Source organism: Intestinimonas butyriciproducens (assembly GCF_004154955.1).
Lineage (GTDB): Bacteria > Bacillota > Clostridia > Oscillospirales > Oscillospiraceae > Intestinimonas > Intestinimonas butyriciproducens.
The window spans coordinates 2,610,042-2,635,777 of sequence record NZ_CP011524.1 but is presented as its reverse complement, the minus strand read 5'-3'; the positions used below and the strand labels follow the sequence as shown (position 1 = coordinate 2,635,777).

The window sequence follows — 25,736 nt, the reverse complement described above, 5'->3', positions numbered from 1 at the left end:
CCCCCCGCCTGGCGCGGGGGGAATGTTTTTTACCTGTTCGGGAACTTTTGGAAGGGCGCCGCCGTCAAAGGGAAAAGACGCGGCGGCCGGAGGCCGAAACGCCGGCTGCTGTACAAAACCGGAAAAAACGGATATAATAGAGCCCGCAGCCATTCCAATCACTATGATGTGAGGTGAAGCGCTTGGTTTTCTCCAGCCTCCTGTTTCTGTTTCTCTATTTGCCTGTTGTACTGCTGATTTACTATGTGACGCCCCTGCGTTGGCGGAACGGGGTACTGCTGGTCTTCAACCTCATTTTTTACGGATGGGGAGAACCGGTCTATATCGTCATCATGTTCCTCTCCACCGCGATTGACTACACCCACGGAATGCTGGTGGAGCGCTATAAGCGCAGAGATGACGACCGGGGCGCCCGGCTGGCGGTGTGCTCCTCGGTGGTATTCAACCTGGCGCTGCTTTTCTTTTTCAAGTACTGGGACTTTGTCGCCGGGAGCCTGGCCGCCATTGGGCTGCCCCTCATGCCCATTTTGGGCCTGAGCCTGCCCATCGGCATCTCTTTCTATACCTTCCAGACCATGTCCTATACCATCGACGTCTACCGGGGTGACGCACCGGTCCAGCGGAATCTCATCAATTTCGGCACCTTCGTCACCCTGTTCCCCCAGCTCATCGCCGGGCCGATCATCAAGTATAAGGAGCTGGGAGATCAGATCGACCACCGGGACTGCCCGGTGGAGCGGTTTGCCTCCGGCATACAGACCTTCGCGGTAGGTTTGGGCAAGAAAGTGCTGCTGGCCAACAATCTGGGGCAGCTCTGGGACGCCTACAAGGCTCTGCCCGCCGCGGAGCTCACCACGGCGGGCGCCTGGCTGGGCGTGATCGCCTTCTCCCTGCAGATCTACTTCGATTTCTCCGGCTACTCCGACATGGCCGTGGGCCTGGGCAGGATGCTGGGCTTTGAGTTTGCGAGGAACTTCGACTACCCCTATATCTCGCGCTCCGTCACCGAGTTCTGGAGGCGCTGGCACATATCCCTGGGGTCCTGGTTCCGGGAGTACGTGTATATCCCCATGGGGGGCAACCGGGTGTCCAGGCCCCGGCTGTGCTTCAATCTGCTGGTGGTGTGGGGCGCCACCGGCATCTGGCACGGCGCGAGCTGGAATTTCCTGCTGTGGGGGCTCTACTTCGGCGTGCTGCTCATTGTGGAAAAGCTGTGGCTGGGGCGGCGCATCGAGCGGTGGCCCGTCCCGCTCCAGCACGCCTACGCCCTGTTCCTGGTGGCGGTGAGCTGGGCCGTCTTCGCCGTGGAGGACTTCTCTCAGCTGGGGCCCTATCTGGGGGCCATGTTCGGTTTCGCCGGCGGCGGCGCGTTCGACGGCGCGTTCTTCTATTATCTGCGCTCCTATCTCCCCACCCTGGTCTTGGCCTGTGCGGCTTCCACGCCCCTGGCGGCTGGGCTGTGGCGGCGGCTGCCGGAGCGGGTGTGGAAGGCTGCACTGCCGGTTCTGCTGTTGTGTGTGCTGCTGCTGTCCACCGCCTATCTGGTGGATGCTACCTACAACCCCTTCCTCTATTTCCGCTTCTAAGGAGGTGAAGAACCATGTCCAAACGATATGCCGTTTTTCTGACTGTGCTGTTCTGTGCTTTTCTGGGGGTGTTCTTCGCCGCCAACCTCATCACGCCGGACCGGACGTTTTCCCCGCAGGAAAACCGCTACCTGACCCAGCGACCCTCGCTGTCGGCGGAGGACTTCCGGATGCGCCTGCCCCTCCGGGACAGCGGCGACTTTTTTACCGGCACGTTCATGTCCGAGTTTGAGCAGTATATCACCGACCAGTTTGTGGGCAGGGACGGCTGGATCGCCGCCAAGGCCGTTGCCGAGCGGACCCTGGGAAAAGGGGAGAACAACGGCGTCTATCTGTGCGCGTCGGATACCCTTATCCCGCGCTTTGACCGGCCGGACGAAAAAAGAGTTGCGGATAACTTAAATTATGTGAACAAGTTGGTGGAAAATGTGGAGATCCCGGTGTACTTTTCCCTGATCCCGGGGAAGGTATCCCTGTGGGCGGACCGGCTCCCGGCGGGCGCGCCCAACGCCGATGAAAACGCGATCCTCAGCCAGGCGGAGGCGGCCACGCAGGCCAATTGGGTGGATATCGCCTCCGTACTCCGGGCCCACGCCGGAGAGGAGATCTACTATCGTCTGGACCACCACTGGACCAGTCTGGGGGCCTACTACGGCTACGCTGCTCTGATGGACGCCATGGGGCTGGCGGCGGCGCCGCTGGACAGCTATCAGAGGACGACGGTGTCCACGGATTTCAACGGCACGACCTTTTCGACCTCCGGTGTGCGCTGGATGAAGCCCGATTCCATCGACATCTATGTGCCGGAGGAGGGGATCACAGCCACGACTTGGTCCGGGACACAGCCCGAGGAGGGCGTGCTTTATGACTGGCCCAAGCTGGAGGAGAAGGACAAATACGCCTTTTTCCTGGGGGGCAACAAGCCCCTGACGGTACTGGAGACCGCCCATACGGACGCGCCGAAGTTGCTGGTGGTCCGGGACTCCTACAGTGACAGCCTGGCCCCCTTCCTCACAACGGATTTTTCGGAGGTCCATCTCTTTGACCCCAGATACAATAAGACCCCTCTCACCCAGTATGTCGCGGAAAACGACATCGACCAGGTGCTGGTCCTGTACAGCGTGGCAAATTTCGTCACCGACAGCAATCTGTTCGTATTGAGCAAGTGAGTAAAAGCGCGGCAGAGGCCTTTCAGGGGGCATCCGCCGCGCTTTTTTTAAACCGAGTTGAGCCGCTTTTTCACGACCGCAGGGACCCCGGCGGCCAGGCTGTCGGCAGGGATATCCCGGGTGACCACGGAGCCGGAGGCGATCACCGCCCGGTCTCCGATGGTGACGCCGGGATTGACGATGACCCCGGCGCCCAGCCAGACTTGGTCGCCGATGGTGATGGGGCGCGCGTATTCCCCCTCATAGGGGATGTCGTCCCGCCAGCAGCGGCGCTCTGCCTCCACCGGATGGGTGGCGGTGATCAGGCTGACCCGGGGACCGAACATGCACCCGTCGCCGATGGTGATGGGCGCGGAGTCCAGCATGATGCAGTCGTAATTGGCATAAAAGCCCTCGCCCACATGGATGTTGTAGCCGTAGTCGCAGCGGAAATTCGGCTCTACATAGACGTCTGTCCCCGTGGAGCCGAAAAGCTCCTTCAGCAGCGCCGTCCGCGCCGCCGCCTCTCCGAAGGGGTCCAGGCAGATGCGGCGGCACAGGGTCTGTGCCCGGCAACGGTCGGCCGCCAGGGTATGGTCTGCGGGGTCGTAGGGCAGACCGGCCAGCATTTTTTCCTTTTCCGTCATGACCATACCTCCCGGGAACAGGCGGGGAGCGGACACCGGTCCCCGCGGACGTCAACGCCTGCTTTCAAACAGGACCTACGGCTTCTCTCTCTCCTCCCGGCGTTTTTCCCGTCGCTTGTCGATCAGCGAACCCACGGCGATACCCATGATGCCGCCGAACACGGGGCCCAGGACCGGTTCCTGGACCTTCATGCCGATGAACACACCCAAAACGGTGCCGGGCACGACCAGGATCCAGGTGAAAAAGGGGCGCTTGGCCATCTGGGACTCATCTTCGAATTTCCCAAAATAGGGGTTGTAAGGGCCGGAATGGCTCTTCCGGTCTTTTTTCTTCCGCGCCATACAGAGGACCTCCCGATGTGATTTCAGGAGTAGTGTATCATAGAGCGGGGGAAATTACAACTTGCACAGCTCGGCGGCGGTCTGCGCGGCCAGGCGGGCGTTGTTGAAGACGAGCTGGATGTTGGAGTCCAGACTGTCGCCGCCGGTGATGTCTTTGATGGTGGCCAGAAGGAAGGGGGTGGTCTCCTTGCCGTGGACGCCCTGCTCCTTGGCCATGGCCACGGCCTTTTCAATGGCGGAGTTGATGACGTCGGCATCCATGGAGTACGCCTCGGGGATGGGGTTGGTGACCAGCATACCGCTGCGCATGCCCATCTCCTCACCGGCGTGGAAAGCGGCGGCCAATTCGGCGGGGGTATCGATCTCATAGTCCACGGAGAAGCCGCTCTTCCGGGTGTAGAAAGCGGGGAGCTCCTTGGTGCCGTAGCCGATCACGGGTACCCCATGGGTCTCCAGATACTCCAGGGTGAGGCCCAGGTCCAGGATGGATTTGGCGCCGGCGCACACCACCATGACGGGGGTGTTGGCCAGCTCTTCCAGATCGGCAGAGATATCCATGGTGGTCTCGGCACCGCGGTGTACGCCGCCGATGCCCCCGGTGGCAAAGACCTTGATGCCGGCCATGTGGGCGATGATCATGGTAGTGGTGACGGTGGTGGCGCCGTCCTCGCCGCGGGCCACCAGCACGGCCAGATCCCGACGGCTGGCCTTATTGACGGCGTGGCCCTTCTTGCCCAGATACTCGATCTCCTCGGGGGACAGACCGGCCTTCAGACGGCCGCCCAGAATGGCGATGGTGGCGGGCACGGCGCCGTTCTCGCGGATGATGGCTTCGACCTTGAGAGCGGTCTCCACATTCTGCGGGTAGGGCATGCCGTGGGAGATGATGGTGGATTCCAGGGCGACGACAGGCTTGCCGGCGGCGACGGCGGCGGCCACCTCGGGGGAGACGTCGAGATACTTGTTCATAGACATTTGAATGACCTCCATAAGAAAATGAAAATTAAAATAGAAAAAGCGGAGAGAAGGGGGCGGCTCATAGTCCGGCGCGGGCTCTGACCGCTGCGGCGGTCAGTTCGGGATTGATGGTCTCGGTGCCCTCCATGGCGATGGCGGAGGCGGCAAGGCCCGCGCGGGCGGCCTCTTCCAGGCCCAGGCCCTCCAGCCAGCCCCAGGCCAAGGCGGCCATAAAGGCGTCCCCGCAGCCGGTGGTGTTCACCATCCTGGCCGGGACACAGGGGACCTTTTGGTGCCCGCCCAGGTGGTCGGCGGCATAGACGCCGTCTCCCCCCAAGCTGATGAAGACCCGGTGCAGCCCTGTGGCGAGCAGAGCGTCGGCGCAGGCGGCCAGACTCCTGTCGTCGACGATGGGGACGCCGGAGAGAAGCTCCGCCTCGATGCGGTTGGGCTTGAGCGTGTGGAGCGCGCCCAGGACCGGCGCCACCTTCACCGCCTTGGCGGTGGAGACCGGGTCCACGAAGAGGGGGGCCTTGCAGTTTGCGGCCAGCCATTGAAGGCTCTCGGCGGGGATGTTAGTGTCCGCCACCACCAGCCGGGCGTTGTTGAGGAGCTGCTCCTTGGTGGCGAGGAACCGGGGTGTCAAATGGTCGTAGATCTCCATATCGGATACGGCCAGCTCCATATCCCCCTTGTCGTTGGTGATAAAGAGATAAGTGGAGGTGGTCCCGCCGGGCACCTGCAGAGAGGGGCCCAGGTCAATGCCCAGCTCAATGCAGGAGGTGGTGATCTTCTGGGCGTTCATATCGTCGCCCAGAGCGGTAATCATGCGCACGTCCAGGCCCAGAAGGGCCATGTTATGGGCGATGTTTCGTCCCACACCGCCCAGGGACATGCGCACTCTGCCGGGATTGGAGTCCTGGCCCACCAGCGGAGCGTAGGGCGTGCCGCCGATGTCCATGTTCACCCCGCCCACCACCACGGCGTATGGGGCGGTGCGGATGATGTAGCCTTTGCCGTCGATATAGCCCTTTTTCATCAGGTTGGAGATGTGGACCGCTACCGACGAGCGGGTGATCCCCGCCCGGTCCGCCAGCTCCTGCTGGGAGATGAGGGGATTTTCCTGGATCCATTGCAGGATCTGGGCCTCCCGCTGGGTCATGGTCTCGCCTCCTAAGCAATAATTTATTTTGTAATCATATGCTTAGTTTACTCGCTTCGGACGAAATGTCAAGAGGGAATTTTCCCAGGGCGGAACAAGAGCGGCGATGGCGCCGTCTAAAAGAAAAAAGGAGGTCGATTCTATATGGGGAAAAGAACCTGGATGGCGCTGGCGCTGAGCCTGGCGCTGCTCGCCGGCTGCGGATACCGGACCATGCCGGCGCAGGGGGAGGAGCCCGCGCCGGGGGGCGCCTCTTCCGCTGTGGAGACCGCTCCGGGCGGGGAGACCGCCATGCCCGCCCAGACCCCGGAGGAAGGCGTGCGCGCCGTCTGCCGGGTGGTGGACGGCGGCGCGGAGGGCGCCCTGATCCTGGCGGGGGAAGAGGCCGGCGAGGTGTATACCCTGGACGTCTCCGCTCTGGGACTGGAAGAGCCCCTGGCCGACGGCATGATGGTGGAGATTCTGTATGACGGGATGATCCTGGAGACTTGGCCCGCCCAGTTCGCCAATGTCCTTGCCGTGCGCCCGGCGGAGGGAGCTGCCGCCGCCGACCGCTGTGGGCTCTGCCTCCAGGTGCTGGCGGACCTGTGGGAGGTGGACGCGGGCCTCAACGAGGATATCACCCAGCTGGGCGTGGACCTCTCGGGTTTTACCGGCCTGACTGAAGGGGAGAAGGCGGCCGTGGCTTACGCCTTCGGCATGGAGCACGACATCCTGCCGGTCATGGGCACCTGGGAGGAGTTGGCCGAACAGGGCTATATCGACAGGGAAAACCTCTATTGGGAGGACGGGTGCCTCTTCTCCATCACCGGAGAGACCGGAAAGTTCGACGCGCAAAAGTGGCGTTCGGGCCTGGGGGCCTATTTCTTCCTGGACTGCACCGCCTCCATGGAACAGGACGGGACCTGGACCTACACGGTCGGAGGCGAGGCCATCGCCTGAGCCGAATATCACGGCAGAGAGGCCGTCTGTCCCCAAACAGTGGACAGACGGCCTCTTTTTACTTTATACTGGGAAATAGAAAGGGGGAGGGGGCGTTGCGGGTAGAGGTCCATATCGATCCTGATTGCCGGGAGCCGCGGGTGACCATCACGGCCCCCATCCTCACCGACGAGATCCGTGATCTAGCCGCCCGGCTGGAGGGCGGCGGAGGGCTCACGGGCTGGCGAGGCGAGACCGCCGTGCCTCTGAGGGAGGAGGCGATCCTCCGATGCTTTGCCCAGGATAAGGGGGTGAAGGCCCAGACGGCGGAGGGCGTGTACGATCTGCGGGAACGGCTCTATGAGCTGGAGGCCAGGCTGGACCGCCACACCTTTGTTCGGATCTCCCATTCGGAGATTGTCAATCTGCGGAAGGTCACGGCTCTGGATCTGTCCCTCACGGGCACGATCAAAATGACCCTGGCGGAAGGAGTCGTGTGCTATGTCTCCCGGCGGTATGTCAAGAAGATCAAAGAAGCGTTGGAGCTCTGAAAGGGGGAGATCCCATGTCTGCCGGACAAAAAAGTTGGATCGTCCGCATTCTGGCGGGCGGTTTGGCAGGGGCGGGCCTGGCAGGGGCCGGCTATCGGCCTCTGTTTATCGGCGGGTTCTCCGCGCCGCCCCTTTGCGGGGCACTGATACAGAGTTGCGGCATCCTGGGGGCTGTCGCCGTCACCCTGGCTCTTTTCTTCGCCTTTGGGGCGGCGGTGGGGGTGGCCACCCTGCCCTTTGAGGGCGAGGGGCGGAGCGTGCTCCTCCGCTCCGGACTCCACTTTTTAGTCACCGCCGGGCTCCTCGGGGCCATACTGCGGGTGTGCCTTGGTGTGGCGTGGAGATACCTCCCCGGGTGGCTGGCTCTGCTGGGGGCCATCTACCTGGTGGTCTGGCTGGGCAGGTGGGTGGGGTGGTACGCCGAGGTGCGGCAGCTCCGCTCCGCCCTGGGGCTGGAAGCCGGCCCATCCCCCCTGCGGTGGAGGGAGAGCCTGCCCTATCTGCCTGTCCTGCTGCTGGTCAACGCCGTCCTGCCTGCGGTGCTGGCCCTGCTGGACGCCCCCGACGTGCCAGTGCTGCGGGCACTGCTGATCCCCTGTCTGCTACTCCCCCTGGGGGGCTTTTTCCCCGCGCTCTCACTGGGCAAGCGGCAGGGTGTGTGCCTGCTCTATCCGGCGGCGAGCCTGCTGATCTTCCTGCCCGCGTCCTTGTGGGTCTACGGGGGACAGCGGATTCCCCTCTTTTGGGGGATCGCGCTGGCGTGCCCCCTGGCGGGAAATTTGGTTGGGGCCGCTTGGCGGCGGCGAAAAGAGAGGAGGCGGCCCCAATGGAATGGCTGCTGTTGATTGCGTTTGCACCGTTGCTTCTGATGCTGTCGCTCCAGCTCTTGCTCCTGCGCCTCACCAGAAGACGGGCGAGGTGTCTGCGCTGGGCCCCTCTTCTCCTGCTGTCTGTGCCTCTTTGGGGTGCGGTGGCGTGCTGGCTGGATGGGGGCTGGTTCTGGCAGCTTGGGGTCGCCCTTTTTCTGGGGATCGGTGCCTCGGCACTGACCGGCTGGGGCCTTGCATGGGGGGTGTGCGCACTGCGCCGGAGGAAGGGGGCACCATGAATACGGCCGTAGGAGTGTGCCTCTGGCTGTGCAGCGCGGCGGTCGTCACGGGGCTAACCGTCCTCTGCAACGCGGGAGGTGCCTGGATGGGGGGGCCGGCGGGGTATGGGAGTGCATTGGCCACGGGAGGTTATCTCATTTTCTGGGCGGTTTTTACCTTCCTGAGCGGAACTGAGGGCGGACGGCCCCTCCTGCAGAGGATTCTCTTGATCGCGGGAGTGGTCCATCTGGTTTCCGCCGCCGCAGGGTTGCTGATGAGATGGGGGATACTCAGTATTTTGGCGCTGCCGCTGGCGCTTCCCGCCGCCGTCGTATTTTATGGCCTGCGGGCCTGGATGGGATGGACGGAACTCTACGGGACGGCGGCGCTGCTCTCCCTGCTGTGGGTATGCTGGGGAAGGGCCAGAAGATAACTGCCCACGCTGGAAGGCGCTGACGATGTTCAAACAAACCCTAGAAATCCCTTGTAAAATTCCGTTGGAGTCCGTATAATATAGGGTACTGTGGAAGCCTACAACGACGTAGAGAGAGGAAGTACCCAATGGAACGCACAAAGATCGCGCAGATTTTCGCGGATCGGGAGGCATTCGGCGGCAAGGAAGTCGCCGTGTCCGGCTGGGCCCGCACGATCCGGGACATGAAGACCTTCGGCTTTATTGAGCTCAACGACGGCTCCTGCTTCAAAAATTTGCAGGTCGTTATGGATGCCGCCGCTCTGGAGAATTATAAAGAGATCGCCGGACAAAACGTGGGCGCCGCCCTGTCCGTCACCGGCACCGTGGTTCTGACCCCCGAGGCGAAGCAGCCCCTGGAGATCAAGGCCGCCGCCATCTCGGTGGAAGGGGCCTCCACACCGGACTATCCCCTCCAGAAGAAGCGGCACAGCGTGGAGTATCTGAGGACCATACAGCATCTTCGTCCCCGGACCAACCTCTTTTCCGCCGCCTTCCGGGTGCGCTCCGTGGCCGCCCATGCCATCCATACCTTCTTCCAGGACCGGGGCTTTGTCTATGTGCACACGCCCATCATCACCGCCTCTGACTGTGAGGGCGCGGGAGAGATGTTCCGTGTCACCACGCTGGACATGGATCACCTCCCCAGAACAGAGGACGGGGCCGTGGATTACAGCCAGGACTTTTTCGGCAAGCCCGCCAATCTCACTGTGTCCGGACAGTTGAACGCGGAAAATTTCGCCATGGCTTTCGGAGACGTATACACCTTCGGCCCCACCTTCCGCGCCGAGAAGTCCAACACCACCCGTCACGCCGCCGAGTTCTGGATGATCGAGCCGGAGATGGCGTTCTGCGACCTGGCGGGAGATATGGATGTGGCGGAGGCCATGATCAAATTTGTCATCCGCACGGTGATGGAGAAATGCCCCGATGAGATGAATTTCTTCCAATCCTTTGTGGATAAGGGCCTGAAGGAGCGGCTGGAGCATGTGGCTTCCTCCGACTTCGGACGGGTGACCTACACCCAGGCGGTGGAGCTCCTGAAGCGGTCCGGCCACAAGTTTGACTACCCTGTGGACTGGGGCTGCGATCTTCAGACCGAGCACGAGCGGTATCTCACCGAGCAGGTGTTCCAAAAGCCGGTCTTTGTAACGGACTACCCCAAGGAGATCAAGGCTTTCTATATGCGCCTCAACGACGACGGGAAGACGGTGGCGGCTGCCGACTGCCTTGTGCCCGGCATCGGCGAGATCATCGGCGGCTCCCAGCGTGAGGAGCGGCTGGATGTGCTGGAGAACCGGATCCGGGAGCTGGGCATGGACCCCAAGGACTACTGGTGGTATCTGGACCTGCGCCGTTATGGCGGCTGCAAGCACGCGGGGTTCGGCCTGGGCTTTGAGCGGATGGTCATGTATCTCACCGGTGTGGGCAATATCCGCGACGTCCTGCCCCATCCCCGCACCGTGGGCAGCGCGGACTTTTAAAGAACGTGAAAATAATCATCCACCGGCAAAGCCGGTGGATGATTATTTTCACCTTTCTCTCGAGCTATGCCCCGGGAGGGGGTGGCGGTCCCTGTACCCAATATTTTGGGATTCATCGTGTTTTATCGCGTGATTATGGGTGACAAACGCAGGCATAAAAAAACCCTCGCATCCTTTGGGATACAAGGGTTTTCCTTACTGGTGGAGGAGGATGGATTCGAACCATCGAAGTCGACGACAACAGATTTACAGTCTGCCCCCTTTGGCCACTCGGGAACTCCTCCATATGCAATTGACGCCTTTCAAACAGACGATGGAGCTGGTGGACGGATTCGAACCCCCGACCTGCTGATTACAAATCAGCTGCTCTACCAGCTGAGCTACACCAGCGTATCGGACACTATAGCTCGTCCGCAGCGACGTTTATTCTATCAGATGGAAGGGAGATTGTCAACAGGGAATCCGGGAAAAGCACCAACTTTTTTATGCGTGCTCAAAAAATACTACAAGCAAAGATCATGCCAAATTGGAGATAGACGATTGTAATTCTGCATCGAATTGTGTTATACTTTTGAACGGAAGAGAGTGAAGTATAATTGGTAAGGGGGACGGACGATGGAACTGAATATGTCGATGAAACAGACCCAGACCCTGTCGCCTCAAATGATGCAGTCGATGGAGATACTCCAGATGGGCTCCCAGGAGCTTCTGGAGTACATCGAAAATCAGGTGCAGGAAAACCCGGTCCTGGAGATGGAGGAAAAATACACAGGCAAGGATGAGGGCGTAGACCTGCAGCGAAAGCTGGAGTGGCTGGAGTCCACGGATGCGCAAAACCGGGTCTATCACCAACAGGACAGTGAGGATGACGGAACGGACCCCGTCTCCAATTACGGGAACGCAGATGAGACGGAGGAAAACCTCTATCTCTACGTGCTCTCTCAACTGGAGCTGCTGGACCTGGAGCCGGAGCTCTTGGAGGCGGGGCGTTTTTTAGTGGAGTCCCTGAATCAGAACGGCTGGCTGGACGAGCCGCTGGAGGACCTGGCGGTACAGATGGAGAAGCCCCTGGTTTTGGCGGCACGGGCGCTGGAGATCGTTCAGAGCCTGGAACCGGCGGGGGTGGGGGCGAGGACCCTCTCGGAATGTCTGGTGCTCCAGCTCAAACGCCGAGAGGACAGCGGACTGGCAATCCGGATCGCCCAGGACCATCTGGACCCCCTCAGCAAGAATCGATACGGCTTCATCGCCAAGGCCCTCGGGGCCACGCAGGAACAGGTCTATGCGGCCTGTGAGCTGATCCGGTCGCTGAATCCCAGGCCGGGCGGCGGGTTTGCCGCCCGAGAAAACCTCATTTACATCAATCCGGATATTTTTGTCGTCAACTTTCCGGATCACTTCGAGTTGCTGACCAACGACTACTTTTTCCCCACCCTCAATGTGAGCTCCTATTACTGCAGGATGCTCAGGGACAGCAAAGACGACGAGGTGAAGGATTACCTGGTGAACAAGGTCCGGCAGGCCAAATGGGTGGTGCGGAGCATTGAGCAGCGGCGCTCCACCCTGATGCAGTGCGCGGAGGTTATGCTGGACCTGCAGGAGGACTTTTTCCGCCACGGCCCCGGCCACCTCAAACCTATGTCGCTGGCCGATATCGCGCAGCGGGTGGGGGTGCACGAGTCTACGGTGAGCCGTACGGTAAAGGACAAATACCTCCAGTGCTCCAGCGGCGTCTATCCTCTGAGCTACTTTTTCTCCCGCAGCCTGGGCGGCGGTGTGGTCGGCGGCCCGGGCGACGCCTCTTCTCCCGATACCGCCAAGGCGATGCTCAAAAAGCTTATCACGGAGGAGGACAAACACAAACCTCTCTCCGATCAGAAGCTGTGTGAACTCATGGCGAAGGACGGATGCGAGATCTCCCGCCGCACGGTGGCCAAATATCGGGATGAGCTGGGGATTCCTAGCACTACGGGCAGAAAGCAATACGAATGAAAAGGACGCCGGGCGGCCCAGCCGAGCCGCCCGCGATTTATGCACCGGAGGAACAGGCATGGATTATAAGGCCGTCATTTTTGACTTTGACTATACGCTGGGCGACGCCACCGACGCTATTTTTGCGGGGTTCCGGCACGGATTTTCGGTGATGGGGTACCCGGAGCCGGACCGGGAGACGGTGCGGCACACCGTGGGTATGCTGCTGGAGGATGCCTATACGCAGCTCACAGGGGATGCCACGGAGCAGGGAAGAGCGGCGTTTCGGGCGCAGTTTTCCTCCGTGGCGCGGCCCATGCAGGCGGCGGGCACGCCCCTGTGTGAGGGTGCGGAAGCGCTTTTGCACGCGCTGCGGGCGGCGGGGATCGCCACCGCCGTGGTGAGCACCAAGCATACGGAGACCCTGGAGAGTATTTTTGCCCAGCACGGGCTGTTGGACGTATTCTCCTTTGTGATCGGCGGGGACAAGGTCCGCCGCCCCAAGCCGGACCCGGAGGGGCTCAATACTGCTCTGGAGCGGCTGGGCCTGGTCCCGGAGCAGGTGCTCTACTGCGGGGATACCGTCATCGACGCCGGGACCGCGGACAACGCCGGGACGGATTTCTGCGCGGTCCTCAACGGGACGACGCCGGCCGCCGCCTTTGCGGCGTTTCCCCACATCCATATCGCGCCGGACCTGCCCGACCTGAGACGGTTTCTGGGCCTGTAAGAGGACTTTACACAGAATGTAAAATTGTAAAACGCCGCCTCCGTTTCTTACGGGGACGGCGTTTTTTGCTGATTTTCGGGCAAAATAGGCTTTACGAAGAGTTTACACAGAGAAGAAAGCGGACTTTACAAAGGGCCGGTATACTGAAAGCTGTTCCGAGAAACCTATATGGATTGGAGAATGAAAAACAATGAAGAAATCGCTTGCAATGCTGCTCTCCCTGACCCTGTGCGCGGGCCTCTTCGCGGGCTGCTCCAACAGCGGCAGCGGCACCCCCTCTGCTGAGCCCACCCAGGCGCCCGCCTCCGTGGAGCCCGCCCAGACCTCTTCCGAGCCGGCCAAGCTCTCCGGGAATGTGGCCACCGACGGCTCGACTTCCATGGAGAAGATCATCGGCTCCCTGGGTGAGGCTTTCATGGAGATGAATCCCGACGTCAACTTCACCTATAACCCCACCGGCTCCGGAACCGGCATCCAGGCCGCCATCGACGGCACCTGCGACATCGGCCTTTCCAGCCGCGCCCTGAAGGATGAGGAGAAAGCCTCCCTCACCGAGACTATCGTGGCGCTGGACGGCATCGCCATCATCGTCAACCCCGCCAATCCTGTGAGCGACCTCAGCGTGGAGCAGATCGCCCAGATCTACACCGGCGAGATCACCAATTGGAAGGACGTGGGCGGTGACGACCTGGAGATCTCCCTCATCGGCCGTGAGGCCGGGTCCGGCACCCGGGACGGCTTCGAGACGATCACAGGCACCAAGGAAGCCTGCAAGTACAACCAGGAGCTGACCTCCACCGGCGATGTGATCACCACTGTGGCCGGCAACCCCAACGCCATCGGCTACGCCTCCCTCTCCGCTGTGAAGGACAGCGTCAAAGCTCTGACCGTGGGCGGCGTGGCCCCCTCTGAGGAGACCGTGCTGGACGGCACCTACACCATTCAGCGCCCCTTCGTCCTGGCCACCCGCACCGGCGAGGCCCTCAGCGAAGCCGCTCAGGCCTTCTTCGATTTCGCCACCAGCGCCGATGCCAATGAGATCATCGCTGCCGCCGGTGCGGTGCCTGTTGCAAAGTAAGAAAGCCCCCCTCTTCCCCCTCTTCGACAGCACCCAGGAAAAACTCCCGTGCCGATCCGCGGAACACCCGGCCGGGGGTTTTTTCTAAGAGACAATGTAAAGTTTGTAAATGACAGATAAAAACTTCGGGAAAGGTCTGGACGCGATATGAAACACAGCGGCGCCCATAATGCCTTGGAACAGACGATGCACCTGGTCTTCCTGCTCTTCGGCGTCGTCACCATCGGCTTTGTCCTGCTTATCAGTATTTATCTCATCGCCGCGGGCCTGCCCGCCATCCGGGAGATCGGCCTGGTGGACTTCCTCTTCGGCAAGACCTGGGCTTCCACGGCGGCGGAGCCCAAGTTTGGGATTCTCCCCTTCATTCTCACATCGATTTACGGCACTGCGGGAGCCATCCTCATCGGTGTTCCCGTGGGCTTTATGACGGCGGTATTTCTCGCCAAGGTGGCCCCCAGACCGCTGGCAGGGCTGGTCCGCCCCGCCGTGGACCTGCTGGCGGGCATTCCCTCGGTGGTCTACGGCCTGGTAGGCATGATCATTTTGGTGCCTGCCATTCGTACGGCCTTCGGCCTGGCCGACGGCGCCTGTCTCCTGGCGGCCATTGTGGTGCTGGCCATTATGATCCTGCCCTCCATCATCTCTGTCTCCGAGACCGCGCTCAACGCTGTGCCCAAGGAATACGAGGAGGCGTCCCTGGCGCTGGGCGCCACGGAGATCGAGACCTATTTCCGGGTCTCCGTCCCGGCGGCCAAGAGCGGCATCGCCGCCTCCATCGTCCTGGGCATCGGCCGGGCCATCGGCGAAGCCATGGCCGTCATGATGGTGGCCGGCAACGTGGCCAATATGCCCTCCCTCTTCCAGAGCGTCCGGTTCCTTACCACCGCCGTGGCCAGCGAGATGTCCTACTCCTCGGGGCTTCAGCGGCAGGCGCTCTTTTCCATCGCCCTGGTGCTCTTCCTCTTCATTATGCTCATCAATGTCACCCTCAACGCGCTCCTGAAGCGGAACAAGGAGAAGTAAGAACATGGATATGGAAAAGCTCTCCGGCGCACGAAAGCTCTATGACAAGACCCTGCGCTGCCTGCTCTATCTCTGCGCCTTTCTCACCTGTGCCCTGCTGGTGTTCATGATCGGCTATATCTTCTACCGGGGCCTTCCCCATGTGACGTGGAACCTCATCTCTACCAAGCCCAGCTACCTGTCGGACAACATCGGCATTCTGCCCGATATCCTCAACACGCTCTATATTGTCATCGCCACACTGGTGATCGTGCTGCCTCTGGGCGTGGGCGCCGCCATTTACCTCACCGAGTACGCCCGGAACCGAAAGCTGGTGACCGTCATTGAATTCGCCACCGAGACCCTCACCGGCATCCCCTCCATCATCTACGGACTGGTGGGCATGCTCATCTTCACCCCCCTGCTGGGCAAAAGCCTGCTGGCGGGCGCGCTCACGCTGGTCATCATGACCCTGCCCACCATCGTGCGTACCACCCAGGAATCCCTGAAAACCGTGCCCGCCTCCTATCGGGAGGGGGCGCTGGGCCTGGGGAGCGGAAAGTGGCATATGATCCGTACCATCGTGCTGCCCTGCTCCATTGACGGCATCGTCACCGGCTGTATCCTGGCCATCGGACGGATCGTGGGCGAATCCGCCGCCCTTCTCTTTACCGCCGGCTTCGCCCATGCCCTCAACGGCTTCTTCACCGGGCTCACCAGCTCCGGCGCCACACTGACCGTGGCCCTTTACGTCTATGCCAAGGAACAGGGAGAGTTTGAGGTGGCTTTCGCCATCGCCGCCATCCTTATGATTCTCACCCTCATCATCAATCTCGCCGCCAATTTTGTGGGCAAAAAGCTCAAGCAGCGGCAGGGATAGGAGGTTACGTTATGGAAGCAATCTTATCGGCCGGGAATCTGGACCTCTATTATGGGCAGACCCAGGCGCTGAAGGGCGTCAGCATCGACATTCCGGCGCGGGAGGTCACTGCCCTCATCGGGCCATCCGGCTGCGGCAAGTCCACCTTCCTCAAGACGCTGGACCGGATGAACGACCTGGTGCCGGGCGTCACGATTACCGGCAGCGTGCAGTACCGCGGCAAGGAGATCTACGACCCTGACGTGGACGTGACCTGGCTGCGCAAGCAGATCGGCATGGTGTTTCAGAAGCCCAATCCCTTCCCTATGTCCATCTATGACAACATTGCCTACGGGCCCCGGACCCACGGCATCCGGAACAAGGCCAAGCTGGATGAGATCGTGGAGCGCTCCCTGCGGGGCGCGGCCATCTGGGATGAGGTGAAGGACAGGCTCAAAAAGTCCGCGCTGGGCCTCTCCGGCGGCCAGCAGCAGCGCATCTGCATCGCACGCGCGCTGGCCGTGGAGCCGGATATCCTCCTGATGGACGAGGCGACCTCCGCGCTGGACCCAATTTCTACCTCAAAAATCGAAGATTTGATTGCAGATTTGAAAAATTCCTATACAATAGTAATTGTGACCCACAACATGCAGCAGGCCACCCGTATCTCCGACAAGTGCGCCTTCTTCCTGCTGGGCGAGCTTATCGAATATGGAGATACCAGCCAGCTCTTCTCCGTCCCGAAGGACAAGAGGACAGAGGACTACATTACGGGCCGTTTCGGCTAAGGAGGGCACGAGCACATGAGAAAAACATTTGACGCGGAACTGCTGGAGCTCAATGAGGCGCTGACGGCCATGGCGCGTACCGCTCAGGACGCCATCGATGTAGTGACGGAAAGCCTCTCCACGGACGACGAGGCCCATGCCAAGGCGGCCATCGACATGACGGCCTCCATGGACCAGATGGAGCGGGATATTGAGAACCGCTGCCTCCAGCTCCTGCTGCGGCAGCAGCCGGTGGCCCGGGACCTGCGGGCCATTTCAGCGGCCATGAAGATGGTCACTGACCTCCAGCGCATCGGCGACCAGGCGGCCAATATCGCAGAGATTTCCCTGCTGTTCTCCAGGCAGGGGGAGGTCAAGGTGCCTCAGGACATCGGTGTGATGGCCTGCAAGGCAGGGCTCATGGTGCGGCAGGCCATTTCGTCCTATACCGGGCGGGATGTGGAGACCGCCCACGCCGTGGTCAACCTGGACGACGAGGTGGATGAGCTCTTCCGGAAGATCAAGGGGGACCTGATCAACCAGGTGGCGGACAACCTGGACGAGGCGGATCTTTCCATCGACTTTATCATCATTGCAAAGTACTTGGAGAGGATCGCCGACCACGCGGTTAATATCGCCCAGTGGGCGATATTCTGCGTCACAGGAGAGCTCTGAGAAGCGCGAAGGCGAGCGGAGCAGCCAAACAGTGAAGTTTACAGACGGCGCCGGAACAGGTCCGCACCGCGGACCTGTTCCGCCTTTTGAACCGTCAAAATAGCGGCGCTCCGGCGGCGGTGGAGCGCCGCGAGAGAAAAGGGAAGCATGAGGAGGACGAGACAATGCCAGAGACCATTGTGATCATTGAGGATGATGAGAGCATCCGGGAGATGCTGCGCTACTATTTTCGTTCCGTGGGGTATGAGGTGGGCTGCTTTGAGTCGGGCGAGGCCTACTTTGAGACGGGCGGGGAGCTGAAGCCATCCCTCTTCATTCTGGATATCATGCTGCCTGGCATGGACGGTCTGGAGATCCTCCGCCGTCTCCGGGCCGACGCGGACCTGGGGGATGTGCCGGTCCTGATGCTCACCGCAAGGACCTCCGAGATGGATAAGGTCAAGGGCCTGGAGGGCGGGGCAGACGACTATGTGGTCAAGCCCTTCGGCATTATGGAGCTTCAGGCCAGGGTCAAGGCGCTGCTCCGCCGCACCGGCCGGCCCAGGAGCGAGGCGGTCATCACCTGCGGCGACCTGGAGATCGATCCGGCCGCCAGAGAGGTGCGGAAAAACGGCGCCCTGGTGGAACTTACGTATAAGGAGTTTGAACTGCTGCGCCTCTTGGCCTCGCGGCACGGCATGGTACTCACGCGGGACGATATCCTCCAGGCGGTGTGGGACTACGACTTTGCCGGCGAGACCCGCACAGTGGATATGCATGTGAAAACCCTCCGCCAGAAGCTGGGAGACGGTTATATCCAGACTGTTCGTGGCGTGGGTTATAAAATGCCGTGATGAACGGCTATCTCTGATTTGGGATGGGGGCCTTTTCTGTGAAAAGACGTTTGACTACTTATTTCTTACTCATTGCCACCTTGGGGATCGCGCTTTCCAGCGCCTTTGGGGTCTGGGTCTACCGGGACCGGGAGCTCTCTTCCGCCCGGCAGACTCTGGTAGAGCTGCTGAACCTGATGGACGCCCAGAACTATTATACGGATGCTGAGGCTTGGTCGCAGCAGCTCCACACCGCCGCGCCGGACAAACGGCTGACCATTATCTCCCCGGAGGGCGAGGTGCTCTCCGACACCTATGGGCAGGTTACGGAGAACCACGCGGACCGGCCCGAGTTCCAGTCCGCGCTTGCGACCGGCTGGGGTGAGGCGGAGCGTAAGTCGGACACCACCGGCGAGATGCTCCTCTATGAGGCGAAACAGTTCACCGATGGGAACGTGGGGCGCCTCTCCATGCCCATCTCTTCAGTGAACGCCCTGGTTCTTCAGGGCCTGGTCGGATTCCTGGCGGCCGCAGTCGTGGCGCTGGTCCTCATGCTTGTACTGGCCCGAAAGCTGGCGGACCACACGGCCCAGCCCCTGGAGCAGAAGGAGGAGGAGCTGGAGCAGGAGGGCGAGAAGCTCCAGACCGTGCGGAGCGAATTTGCCGCCAATGTGTCCCACGAGCTCAAGACCCCCCTGACCAGCATCAAGGGCTTTACCGATATGATGTCCTCGGGCATGGTGAAGGACCCGGAAGATCAGAAACGCTTCATCACCATGATCGGCGTGGAGGTGGACCGGCTCATTGAGCTCATCAACGACGTGCTGAAGATCTCCGAGCTGGAATCCGTGGTCATGCCCCAGTCCGACGACCGGGCAAACGTGCTCTCGGTGGCGGAGGAGTGCCGCGCTGCGCTGGGACAGATGGCCGAGGCGGCAAAGATCAGTGTCAACCTCTCCGGCGACAATGCCGAAGTGGCGGTGGCACCCGGTCGCCTGCGTGAACTGCTTACCAACCTGATGGAGAACGGCATCAAATACAATGAGCCCGGCGGACGGGTGGACGTGCAGGCGGCGCAGCGGGACGGAAAGGTGGCCATTACCGTCTCCGATACCGGCATTGGGATCCCCAAGGAGAGCCGGGAGCGGGTCTTTGAGCGGTTTTACCGGGTGGACAAGGGGAGAGCGCGCAAGACCGGCGGCACCGGATTGGGGCTTTCCATCGTCAAGCATATTGTGCTCCTCTACGGGGGAACCATTTCCCTGAAGAGCGAGCCGGGCAAGGGGACGGAGATCACGGTCCTGTTTCCCGCCGTCCGGTAGAGAAAACGCATGAGAAAGCGGCACAGCTTAAGCTGTGCCGCTTTTGCTCTGCACGGAGAGAGGACAGGCCGCGCATAAAAAACTATGGTTTCCGCCAGCGGGCGCCGAGAAAGGTCGCGGCGAGCATCAAAAGAAACGCGGCGCAATAGGCGGAAAATACGGAGTGGCTCCAGGGTGTCAGGGTAAATCCCAGGTTCATCAGCGGCAAATAGTAAAGCTGCGTCCAAAGACCGGCCGGATTACTCCAGTAGGCACCCAAGACGAGCTCCTGCACGCCGACCAGAATCAGGTCGATCCCTGCCGCGAGGTTGAGACAGACGGCCAGGGTACGGACGCCTGCTACACGGGGCCTGACAAAGAAAGCGATTGCCCCCCAGATCAGCAGAAACAGGATCGCAATCAAAGAAAAGGGCGGCAAAACGTCCGGATAAGCCAACATAGCCCAGTTCATCAGTCCGCCGACCGCAAAAGGAAGGAGCCCCAAGAGAAACAATAAGAGCGGCATACCATGCCCACCTTTCCCGATTTCCGGCATCCGTTGTGCCGCCGGCCTCTTGAACGAAAGAAGTGCGGCAGGCGCTGGGAACTGTCCCAAGGTGAAGACATGATATCAAATGCGGGGGAGCCCTGTCAACGGCGCAGGGGGGAAATTTATGCGGTGAATGGAAACCTGCGTAATATTTGCAGCTCCGGCGGAAAATTTTCCGCCGGAGCTATATTTTTTCATCCACCTGCCATACTAACCGCATCAAGGAAAAGGCAGGCAGAAACCATGGAAACCTTTTGGATCAAGCCCAAACTCTATTTTGGACCGGAGCCCATGGACGCGCTGGACCGGCTGGCCGGGAAGAGGGTCCTCATCGTTACAGACGCGTTCCTGGCCTCTTCCGGTCTCCTGGACCGGGTAAAAAACCGCCTCACCGGGGCAGTGGAGATCTTTGACCAGGTAGAGCCGGACCCCTCCCTCCGCCTGGTGGCCCAGGGGGTGCGGATGCTGCGGGACTTCGGGCCCGACGCGGTGGTGGCCTTCGGCGGCGGTTCCCCGATGGACTGCGCCAAGGGAATGTGCTGGTTTTCAGGCCGCCACCCGCCCCTGTGGTGTATTCCCACTACGGCGGGGACCGGCAGCGAGGTCACCTCCTTCGCCGTCCTCACAGACACGGACCAGGGCGTCAAATATCCGCTGGTGGAGGAGGACCTTCTGCCGGAGGCGGCCATACTGGACGCCTCTCTGCTGGAGGGGGTGCCGCCCCATGTCACCGCCGACACGGGCATGGACGTGCTCACACACGCGGCGGAGGCTGTCGCGGCCAAAGGCGCCAGTCCCTTCTCCGACGCTCTGGCGGAGAAGGCATTCGCGCTGGCCTACCGCCGCCTGCCGGAAGCCCACGCCGGAAGCCGGGAGGCCAAGCAAGACATGCTGTTGGCCTCCTGTATGGCAGGTATGGCCTTCAATGCCGCCGGGCTGGGGGTCTGTCATTCGATGGCCCACGCCTTGGGCGGGCGGTTCCACGTGCCCCATGGGAGGCTCAACGCGCTGCTACTGCCCGGCGTGATCCAATTCAACGCCGCGGAGCAGGCAGCGGCGGAGAAATATGCCCGCTTGGCCAAGCTCTGCGGCCTGGCGGCAAACCCCAGGGCCCTGGCGTCGGCGGTGACTCGTCTTCGGTCCGGGCTGAAGATCCCTCTCAAGCTCCCGGTACCGGCACAGGAGTTCAGGGCCGCGCTGCCCGGTCTGACTGCGGCCGCTCTGCAGGATGTCTGCCTGCCGGGAAACCCGAGACCCGTGACGGCAGGGGAGATAGAGGCCATGCTGAGGGAGATCGGGGGATGACGGAGACGCTCAAATCGGTGGGGATCGATATCGGAACCTCCACCACACAACTGGTAGTCTCCAAGCTGACACTGGAAAACCGGGCCAATCCCTTCTCCGTTCCGCGCATCGCCATTACGGATCGGGAGATCGTCTATCGCAGCCGCATCCACTTTACGCCCCTCCTCTCTGAAACGGTCATCGACGCCCCCGGCGTGCGGGAGATCGTGGCGGAGGAGTATCGGCGCGCGGGGTTGCGGCGGGAAGAGGTCCAGACCGGCGCGGTCATCATCACCGGGGAGACGGCCCGAAAAGAAAATGCCAGGGAGGTCTTGAACGCCCTTTCGGAATTCGCGGGAGACTTTGTGGTGGCCACCGCCGGCCCCGATCTGGAATCCATTCTGGCCGCCCGAGGGGCGGGGGCGGACGAATACTCCAAGGAAAAACATTGCCGGGTATTACACTTTGATATCGGAGGCGGGACCTCCAACCTGGCGCTCTACGAAAATGGAGCGCTGCAAGATACCGACTGTCTCAATATCGGCGGGCGTTTGGTGAAGTTCGCCGGAGATGGGAGCGTCACCTACCTCTCCCCGGTCCTGGCCGAATGGACGGCGGACCCGGGAGTCCGGCTGGGGGAGCGGGCTGAACGAAGAGCGCTGAAGCCCCTCATCTCGGCCATGGTGGACGGCCTGGAGCGGGCGGTGCCGGGAGACGTCAAGGTGCTGTCCTTTTCCGGCGGGGTGGCCGACTGCATGTGGGCTCCGCCGGAGGACTGGCTGGCCTACGGCGATATCGGTCCCCTGCTGGGTCCGGCCATCCGGGATCGGTTTGAAGAGCAGGGCTATACGCTGGTCCGGGGGGCGGAGACCATCCGGGCCACCGTGGTTGGGGCGGGCGCTCACTCCATGGAGGTGTCCGGCTCCACGATCTTCTACCGGGAGGTGGCGTTTCCGCTCAAGAATTTGCCCGTCCTCCGTCTGAACCAGGAGGAGGAGCAGGGGAATGCCGCCGCCCTGGCGGAGGCCGTCCGCAGGAAGCTGAACTGGTATGCCGATGAGGGAGGACTCACCCAGGTGGCCCTGGCCTTTGCGGGAGAGCTCTCGCCCGCCTACCGGAGGGTGGAGGAGATCGCCCGGGGCATTCGGGAGGGGCTGGCTCCGCTGCTGGAGCGGGGGTATTTTCCTGTGGTGGTGCTGGAACGGGATATGGCCAAGGTCCTGGGACAGGCCATGGGGGGGAGCGGTCCCCTTCTGTGCCTGGACGGCGTGGCGGTGCACAACGGAGACTACATCGACATCGGAGCCCCAGTGGGCGGGGGGAATGTGCTGCCGGTGGTGGTGAAGACCTTGGCATTCCAGAAATTGTAATGCGGCGGACAGGGAGCGCCCTGACCGCGACAGGAGGAACAGGAATGATTTTAAAAACCAAGCTGCTGGGCCATGTCTATGATTTCCCTTCGGTACGGGAGGTCATGGCCAAGGCCAATGAAGAAAAGTCCGGGGACCGGCTGGCGGGCATTGCCGCCGAGAATGCCGAAGAACGGGTGGCCGCCAAGGTGGTGCTGGCAAACCTGACCCTGGGAGACCTGCGGAACAGTCCTGCGGTCCCCTATGAGACCGACGAGGTCACACGCATCATCCAGGATGATGTAAATGAAAAGATTTACGCGCAGATCAGGAACTGGACGGTCTCCGAGCTGCGGGAGTGGATCCTGGACGAGAAGAACGACGGCGCGGCCATCCGGCGCATCTCCCGGGGCCTCACCAGCGAGATGGTGGCCGCCGTGGCAAAGCTTATGAGCAATATGGATCTCATCTACGCCGCCCGGAAGCTGCGGGTCACGGCCACCTGCAACACCACCATCGGCGAACCGGGGACCCTCTCCGCCCGCCTCCAGCCCAACCACCCAACCGACGACCCCGACGGTATCATGGCCTCCCTGCTGGAGGGGCTCACCTTCGGCATCGGAGACGCGGTGCTGGGGCTCAACCCGGTAGACGACTCGGTGGAGAGCGTCACGCGGGTGCTGGAACGGTTCCATGAGATCCGCAACCGCTGGGAGATCCCCACCCAGATCTGCGTGCTGGCCCATGTGACCACCCAGATGGAGTGCGTCCGCAGGGGGGCTCCGGCCGATCTGATCTTCCAGTCCATCGCGGGCTCGGAGAAGGGAAACGAGGCTTTCGGCTTTACAGGAGAGACCATCGAGGAGGCCCGGCAACTGGCCCTGCGCGAGGGGAACGCCATGGGGCCCAACGTCCTCTATTTTGAGACGGGTCAGGGCTCCGAGCTCTCCTCCGAGGCCCACAATGGCTGGGACCAGGTGACCATGGAGGCCAGGTGCTACGGCTTTGCCAAGCGCTATCAGCCCTTCCTGGTGAACACGGTGGTGGGCTTTATCGGCCCGGAATACCTCTACAATTCCAAGCAGGTCATCCGGGCCGGTCTGGAGGACCACTTCATGGGCAAGCTCACCGGCATCCCCATGGGCTGCGACGCCTGCTACACCAACCACATGAAGGCCGATCAGAGCGATATCGAGGATCTGGCCGTCCTGCTGACCACCGCCGGATGCAACTACTTCATGGGGATTCCCCACGGGGACGACGTAATGCTCAACTACCAGACCACCGGCTATCATGAGACGGCGGCCCTCCGGGAGATGTTCGGCTTGACGGCCATCAAGCCCTTCCAGCAGTGGCTGGAAAAGATGGGCTTTGTGGAGAACGGCCGGCTCACCGCCCTGGCGGGAGACGGCTCCATTCTGCTGGCATAAGGAGGATTTCAGATTTGAACGAGCTGGAATTGCGCGCCCTGGTGGAGCGCATGGTGGCCGACCTGATGGGTCAGGCGCCTACGCCCCAGGTCAAGGCGGCGGACTATAAGCCCCTGGAACGGGGGCAGGAGAGCGGGAGCGGAGGCGAAATGCTTCCGGACGTCACGGAGGTGGATCTGCGGCGGCAGTACCTGGTGCCCAATCCGCAGAATGGCCCCGCCTTTCTGGACCTGAAGCTGAAGACGCCCGCACGACTGGGGCTGAGCCGGGCGGGCGCCCGGTATAAGACGGAGACCATGCTCCGCATGCGGGCCGACCACGCGGCGGCTCAGGACTCGGTGTTCTCCCATGTGGACGAGGCGTTTGTAAAGCGGAACGACCTTGTTTTTGTCCAGACGCTCTGTCAGGACAAGGACGAGTACCTGACCCGCCCGGACCGCGGACGCCGGTTCGACGAGGAAAACCAGGCCGTGATCCGAAAGACCCTTGGCGCCGAACCCAAGGTGGCCCTGGTGGTGGGGGACGGTCTCTCCTCCGCGGCCATCGAGGCCAATGCCGAGGACTGTATGCAGGCCATCCGCGCGGGCCTGAAGGGCTACGGCATTGATCCCGGTCCAACACTTTTCGTAAAATACTGCCGCGTGGGCGCCTCCGATCACATTGGGGAGCTGACGGGAGCCCAGGTGGTGTGCATGCTGGTGGGAGAGCGCCCTGGCCTGGTGACCGCCGAGTCCATGTCGGCTTATCTCACATACCGGCCTCACATCGGCATTCCCGAATCTAAGCGGACGGTCATCTCCAATATCCACCGCCAGGGCACTACCGCGGTGGAGGCGGGGGCGCACATTGCGGAGCTGATCAAGACCATGCTGGAGAAGAAGGCCAGCGGCATTGACCTGGCCAGGGGGGTGAGTGCATGACAGGCGATCTGCTGAAATGCAATGTTCTGGCCACGCATACCATTGCCAACGTTTCGGAGACCCTGGCGCAAAAGCTGGGCCTGCCGAAGGAATACCGTTCCATCGGTATCCTCACCGCCGACAGCGACGACGTGACCTACTGTGCCTTGGATGAGGCCACCAAGGCGGCGGCCGTGGAGGTGGTATACGGAAGAAGCCTGTATGCGGGCGCCGCAAACGCCAACACGAAGCTGGCCGGAGAGGTCATCGGCATCCTGGCCGGTCCCAATCCGGCGGAGGTAAACAGCGGCCTGCGGGCGGCGGTGGGATTCATGGACAGCGGCGTGGGTTTTCGCTCCGCCAATGAGGACGACTCCATCGTATACTTCGCCCATACGGTGTCCCGGACGGGGAGCTATCTCTCCAAAACGGCGGGCATCAAAGAGGGGGAGGCCCTGGCCTACCTCATCGCCCCCCCGCTGGAGTCCGTGGTGGGGCTGGATGAGGCGATGAAGGCTGCGGACGTGGAACTCATGGCCCTTTTTGAGCCGCCCAGTGAGACTAACTTCGGCGGCGGCCTGCTGACGGGCACCCAGTCGGCGTGCAAAGCTGCCTGTGAGGCGTTTGCCGAGGCGGTCAAGGCGGTGGCCGCCCATCCAGTGGAGGTGTAG

The 25,736-nt window shown here is 61.7% G+C and carries 27 protein-coding genes and 2 tRNA genes; 22 read left to right on the top strand and 7 right to left on the bottom strand.

Features of this window, described 5'->3' with window-relative positions; translation table 11 throughout:
* The first annotated feature begins 182 nt into the window (after window positions 1-182).
* Together SRB521_RS13060 and SRB521_RS13055 are read left to right on the top strand one after the other, a co-directional pair.
* Complete coding sequence (locus tag SRB521_RS13060; RefSeq protein WP_075704493.1) at window positions 183-1,586, top strand: MBOAT family O-acyltransferase; 1,404 nt, start codon at window positions 183-185, stop codon at window positions 1,584-1,586.
* A gap of 14 nt (window positions 1,587-1,600) precedes the next feature.
* The gene (locus SRB521_RS13055) at window positions 1,601-2,755 is read left to right on the top strand and encodes a DHHW family protein (RefSeq protein ID WP_075704492.1); all 1,155 of its coding nucleotides are present in this window, start codon (window positions 1,601-1,603) and stop codon (window positions 2,753-2,755) included.
* Between the two features lie 47 nt (window positions 2,756-2,802).
* Here the strand turns inward: SRB521_RS13055 and SRB521_RS13050 are convergent, their stop codons facing one another.
* The 4 genes from SRB521_RS13050 to SRB521_RS13035 form a co-directional block, all read right to left on the bottom strand.
* Window positions 2,803-3,387 carry a sugar O-acetyltransferase gene (locus tag SRB521_RS13050; RefSeq protein ID WP_033117311.1) on the bottom strand — a complete coding sequence of 195 codons (585 nt, stop codon included), beginning with the start codon at window positions 3,385-3,387 and terminating at the stop codon, window positions 2,803-2,805.
* Between the two features lie 69 nt (window positions 3,388-3,456).
* The gene (locus SRB521_RS13045; RefSeq protein WP_116722169.1) at window positions 3,457-3,723 is read right to left on the bottom strand and encodes a hypothetical protein; all 267 of its coding nucleotides are present in this window, start codon (window positions 3,721-3,723) and stop codon (window positions 3,457-3,459) included.
* 54 nt (window positions 3,724-3,777) lie between these two features.
* The gene (locus SRB521_RS13040) at window positions 3,778-4,698 is read right to left on the bottom strand and encodes a pseudouridine-5'-phosphate glycosidase (protein ID WP_033117313.1); all 921 of its coding nucleotides are present in this window, start codon (window positions 4,696-4,698) and stop codon (window positions 3,778-3,780) included.
* A 61-nt stretch (window positions 4,699-4,759) separates the two neighbouring features.
* Complete coding sequence (locus SRB521_RS13035; RefSeq protein WP_033117314.1) at window positions 4,760-5,842, bottom strand: PfkB family carbohydrate kinase; 1,083 nt, start codon at window positions 5,840-5,842, stop codon at window positions 4,760-4,762.
* 144 nt (window positions 5,843-5,986) lie between these two features.
* On the opposite strand from SRB521_RS13035, the gene SRB521_RS13030 reads away from it, so the two are divergent.
* The 6 genes from SRB521_RS13030 to asnS all read left to right on the top strand — a co-directional run bounded on the left by SRB521_RS13030 (window position 5,987) and on the right by asnS (window position 10,358).
* Complete coding sequence (locus SRB521_RS13030) at window positions 5,987-6,784, top strand: hypothetical protein (protein ID WP_116722168.1); 798 nt, start codon at window positions 5,987-5,989, stop codon at window positions 6,782-6,784.
* A gap of 95 nt (window positions 6,785-6,879) precedes the next feature.
* A complete protein-coding gene (locus SRB521_RS13025) occupies window positions 6,880-7,314 on the top strand; it encodes a LytTR family DNA-binding domain-containing protein (protein WP_075704489.1) in 435 nt (144 codons plus the stop codon).
* A 14-nt stretch (window positions 7,315-7,328) separates the two neighbouring features.
* Window positions 7,329-8,159, top strand: coding sequence for a DUF3021 family protein (locus SRB521_RS13020; protein WP_075704488.1), 831 nt, complete (start codon window positions 7,329-7,331; stop codon window positions 8,157-8,159).
* On the top strand, window positions 8,141-8,422 hold the full coding sequence (locus SRB521_RS13015) for a hypothetical protein (protein WP_058118299.1): 282 nt from the start codon (window positions 8,141-8,143) through the stop codon (window positions 8,420-8,422). Before SRB521_RS13020 ends, SRB521_RS13015 begins: the two co-directional genes overlap by 19 nt.
* Window positions 8,419-8,835, top strand: a complete 417-nt coding sequence (locus tag SRB521_RS13010; RefSeq protein ID WP_116722167.1) for a hypothetical protein — start codon at window positions 8,419-8,421, stop codon at window positions 8,833-8,835. Before SRB521_RS13015 ends, SRB521_RS13010 begins: the two co-directional genes overlap by 4 nt.
* Before the next feature lie 128 nt (window positions 8,836-8,963).
* Window positions 8,964-10,358: an asparagine--tRNA ligase gene (gene asnS / locus SRB521_RS13005; protein ID WP_116722166.1), complete on the top strand. Its 1,395-nt coding sequence runs from the start codon at window positions 8,964-8,966 to the stop codon at window positions 10,356-10,358.
* Window positions 10,359-10,557: 199 nt separating this feature from the next.
* On the opposite strand, the gene SRB521_RS13000 is transcribed toward asnS, so the two are convergent.
* Window positions 10,558-10,642: transfer RNA gene (locus SRB521_RS13000), tRNA-Tyr, on the bottom strand.
* 30 nt (window positions 10,643-10,672) lie between these two features.
* Window positions 10,673-10,748: transfer RNA gene (locus SRB521_RS12995), tRNA-Thr, on the bottom strand.
* Between the two features lie 225 nt (window positions 10,749-10,973).
* On the opposite strand from SRB521_RS12995, the gene rpoN reads away from it, so the two are divergent.
* The 9 genes from rpoN (at window position 10,974) to SRB521_RS12950 (ending at window position 19,574) form a co-directional block, all read left to right on the top strand.
* Window positions 10,974-12,350, top strand: coding sequence for an RNA polymerase factor sigma-54 (gene rpoN, locus SRB521_RS12990; RefSeq protein WP_075704485.1), 1,377 nt, complete (start codon window positions 10,974-10,976; stop codon window positions 12,348-12,350).
* A 58-nt stretch (window positions 12,351-12,408) separates the two neighbouring features.
* The gene (locus SRB521_RS12985) at window positions 12,409-13,059 is read left to right on the top strand and encodes an HAD family hydrolase (RefSeq protein ID WP_075704484.1); all 651 of its coding nucleotides are present in this window, start codon (window positions 12,409-12,411) and stop codon (window positions 13,057-13,059) included.
* A gap of 190 nt (window positions 13,060-13,249) precedes the next feature.
* Entirely contained in the window at window positions 13,250-14,137 is an 888-nt protein-coding gene (locus tag SRB521_RS12980) for a phosphate ABC transporter substrate-binding protein (RefSeq protein ID WP_075704483.1), read from the top strand.
* 186 nt (window positions 14,138-14,323) lie between these two features.
* The gene (gene pstC / locus SRB521_RS12975; protein ID WP_430408034.1) at window positions 14,324-15,160 is read left to right on the top strand and encodes a phosphate ABC transporter permease subunit PstC; all 837 of its coding nucleotides are present in this window, start codon (window positions 14,324-14,326) and stop codon (window positions 15,158-15,160) included.
* A gap of 4 nt (window positions 15,161-15,164) precedes the next feature.
* Window positions 15,165-16,019 (top strand): phosphate ABC transporter permease PstA, encoded by an 855-nt coding sequence (gene pstA, locus SRB521_RS12970; protein WP_075704481.1) that lies wholly within the window; start codon window positions 15,165-15,167, stop codon window positions 16,017-16,019.
* An 11-nt stretch (window positions 16,020-16,030) separates the two neighbouring features.
* Entirely contained in the window at window positions 16,031-16,786 is a 756-nt protein-coding gene (pstB, locus tag SRB521_RS12965; protein WP_116722165.1) for a phosphate ABC transporter ATP-binding protein PstB, read from the top strand.
* A 15-nt stretch (window positions 16,787-16,801) separates the two neighbouring features.
* Window positions 16,802-17,440, top strand: a complete 639-nt coding sequence (gene phoU, locus SRB521_RS12960; protein WP_033117327.1) for a phosphate signaling complex protein PhoU — start codon at window positions 16,802-16,804, stop codon at window positions 17,438-17,440.
* Between the two features lie 164 nt (window positions 17,441-17,604).
* Window positions 17,605-18,273 carry a response regulator transcription factor gene (locus SRB521_RS12955; protein WP_116722164.1) on the top strand — a complete coding sequence of 223 codons (669 nt, stop codon included), beginning with the start codon at window positions 17,605-17,607 and terminating at the stop codon, window positions 18,271-18,273.
* Between the two features lie 38 nt (window positions 18,274-18,311).
* Window positions 18,312-19,574, top strand: coding sequence for a sensor histidine kinase (locus SRB521_RS12950; protein WP_075704478.1), 1,263 nt, complete (start codon window positions 18,312-18,314; stop codon window positions 19,572-19,574).
* Between the two features lie 82 nt (window positions 19,575-19,656).
* Here the strand turns inward: SRB521_RS12950 and SRB521_RS12945 are convergent, their stop codons facing one another.
* The gene (locus tag SRB521_RS12945; protein ID WP_129868854.1) at window positions 19,657-20,079 is read right to left on the bottom strand and encodes a hypothetical protein; all 423 of its coding nucleotides are present in this window, start codon (window positions 20,077-20,079) and stop codon (window positions 19,657-19,659) included.
* Between the two features lie 267 nt (window positions 20,080-20,346).
* On the opposite strand from SRB521_RS12945, the gene SRB521_RS12940 reads away from it, so the two are divergent.
* Genes SRB521_RS12940 through eutL form a run of 5 tightly spaced genes read left to right on the top strand, consistent with a single transcriptional unit; the run spans window position 20,347 to window position 25,736 of the window.
* A complete protein-coding gene (locus SRB521_RS12940) occupies window positions 20,347-21,408 on the top strand; it encodes a 1-propanol dehydrogenase PduQ (RefSeq protein ID WP_116722162.1) in 1,062 nt (353 codons plus the stop codon).
* Window positions 21,405-22,757: an ethanolamine ammonia-lyase reactivating factor EutA gene (locus tag SRB521_RS12935; protein WP_116722161.1), complete on the top strand. Its 1,353-nt coding sequence runs from the start codon at window positions 21,405-21,407 to the stop codon at window positions 22,755-22,757. The genes SRB521_RS12940 and SRB521_RS12935 overlap by 4 nt, the downstream gene beginning before the upstream one ends.
* 44 nt (window positions 22,758-22,801) lie before the next feature.
* Entirely contained in the window at window positions 22,802-24,166 is a 1,365-nt protein-coding gene (locus SRB521_RS12930) for an ethanolamine ammonia-lyase subunit EutB (protein ID WP_058118292.1), read from the top strand.
* A gap of 14 nt (window positions 24,167-24,180) precedes the next feature.
* Window positions 24,181-25,086, top strand: coding sequence for an ethanolamine ammonia-lyase subunit EutC (gene eutC, locus SRB521_RS12925; protein ID WP_075704474.1), 906 nt, complete (start codon window positions 24,181-24,183; stop codon window positions 25,084-25,086).
* Window positions 25,083-25,736 carry an ethanolamine utilization microcompartment protein EutL gene (gene eutL / locus SRB521_RS12920; protein ID WP_058118291.1) on the top strand — a complete coding sequence of 218 codons (654 nt, stop codon included), beginning with the start codon at window positions 25,083-25,085 and terminating at the stop codon, window positions 25,734-25,736. Before eutC ends, eutL begins: the two co-directional genes overlap by 4 nt.

Excerpts from the sequence above, each read along its gene's own strand:
- SRB521_RS12955 (WP_116722164.1), top strand. The coding sequence starts at position 17,605 with ATGCCAGAGACCATTGTGATCATTGAGGATGATGAGAGCATCCGGGAG.
- asnS (WP_116722166.1), top strand. The coding sequence starts at position 8,964 with ATGGAACGCACAAAGATCGCGCAGATTTTCGCGGATCGGGAGGCATTC.
- eutL (WP_058118291.1), top strand. The coding sequence starts at position 25,083 with ATGACAGGCGATCTGCTGAAATGCAATGTTCTGGCCACGCATACCATT.
- pstA (WP_075704481.1), top strand. The coding sequence starts at position 15,165 with ATGGATATGGAAAAGCTCTCCGGCGCACGAAAGCTCTATGACAAGACC.
- SRB521_RS12935 (WP_116722161.1), top strand. The coding sequence starts at position 21,405 with ATGACGGAGACGCTCAAATCGGTGGGGATCGATATCGGAACCTCCACC.
- SRB521_RS13050 (WP_033117311.1), bottom strand. The coding sequence starts at position 3,387 with ATGGTCATGACGGAAAAGGAAAAAATGCTGGCCGGTCTGCCCTACGAC.
- SRB521_RS13045 (WP_116722169.1), bottom strand. The coding sequence starts at position 3,723 with ATGGCGCGGAAGAAAAAAGACCGGAAGAGCCATTCCGGCCCTTACAAC.
- phoU (WP_033117327.1), top strand. The coding sequence starts at position 16,802 with ATGAGAAAAACATTTGACGCGGAACTGCTGGAGCTCAATGAGGCGCTG.
- SRB521_RS13015 (WP_058118299.1), top strand. The coding sequence starts at position 8,141 with ATGGAATGGCTGCTGTTGATTGCGTTTGCACCGTTGCTTCTGATGCTG.
- SRB521_RS13055 (WP_075704492.1), top strand. The coding sequence starts at position 1,601 with ATGTCCAAACGATATGCCGTTTTTCTGACTGTGCTGTTCTGTGCTTTT.
- SRB521_RS13035 (WP_033117314.1), bottom strand. The coding sequence starts at position 5,842 with ATGACCCAGCGGGAGGCCCAGATCCTGCAATGGATCCAGGAAAATCCC.
- SRB521_RS13030 (WP_116722168.1), top strand. The coding sequence starts at position 5,987 with ATGGGGAAAAGAACCTGGATGGCGCTGGCGCTGAGCCTGGCGCTGCTC.
- SRB521_RS12930 (WP_058118292.1), top strand. The coding sequence starts at position 22,802 with ATGATTTTAAAAACCAAGCTGCTGGGCCATGTCTATGATTTCCCTTCG.
- pstC (WP_430408034.1), top strand. The coding sequence starts at position 14,324 with ATGCACCTGGTCTTCCTGCTCTTCGGCGTCGTCACCATCGGCTTTGTC.
- SRB521_RS13020 (WP_075704488.1), top strand. The coding sequence starts at position 7,329 with ATGTCTGCCGGACAAAAAAGTTGGATCGTCCGCATTCTGGCGGGCGGT.
- SRB521_RS12945 (WP_129868854.1), bottom strand. The coding sequence starts at position 20,079 with ATGCCGCTCTTATTGTTTCTCTTGGGGCTCCTTCCTTTTGCGGTCGGC.
- SRB521_RS13040 (WP_033117313.1), bottom strand. The coding sequence starts at position 4,698 with ATGTCTATGAACAAGTATCTCGACGTCTCCCCCGAGGTGGCCGCCGCC.
- SRB521_RS13010 (WP_116722167.1), top strand. The coding sequence starts at position 8,419 with ATGAATACGGCCGTAGGAGTGTGCCTCTGGCTGTGCAGCGCGGCGGTC.
- pstB (WP_116722165.1), top strand. The coding sequence starts at position 16,031 with ATGGAAGCAATCTTATCGGCCGGGAATCTGGACCTCTATTATGGGCAG.
- SRB521_RS12985 (WP_075704484.1), top strand. The coding sequence starts at position 12,409 with ATGGATTATAAGGCCGTCATTTTTGACTTTGACTATACGCTGGGCGAC.
- SRB521_RS12980 (WP_075704483.1), top strand. The coding sequence starts at position 13,250 with ATGAAGAAATCGCTTGCAATGCTGCTCTCCCTGACCCTGTGCGCGGGC.
- rpoN (WP_075704485.1), top strand. The coding sequence starts at position 10,974 with ATGGAACTGAATATGTCGATGAAACAGACCCAGACCCTGTCGCCTCAA.
- SRB521_RS12940 (WP_116722162.1), top strand. The coding sequence starts at position 20,347 with ATGGAAACCTTTTGGATCAAGCCCAAACTCTATTTTGGACCGGAGCCC.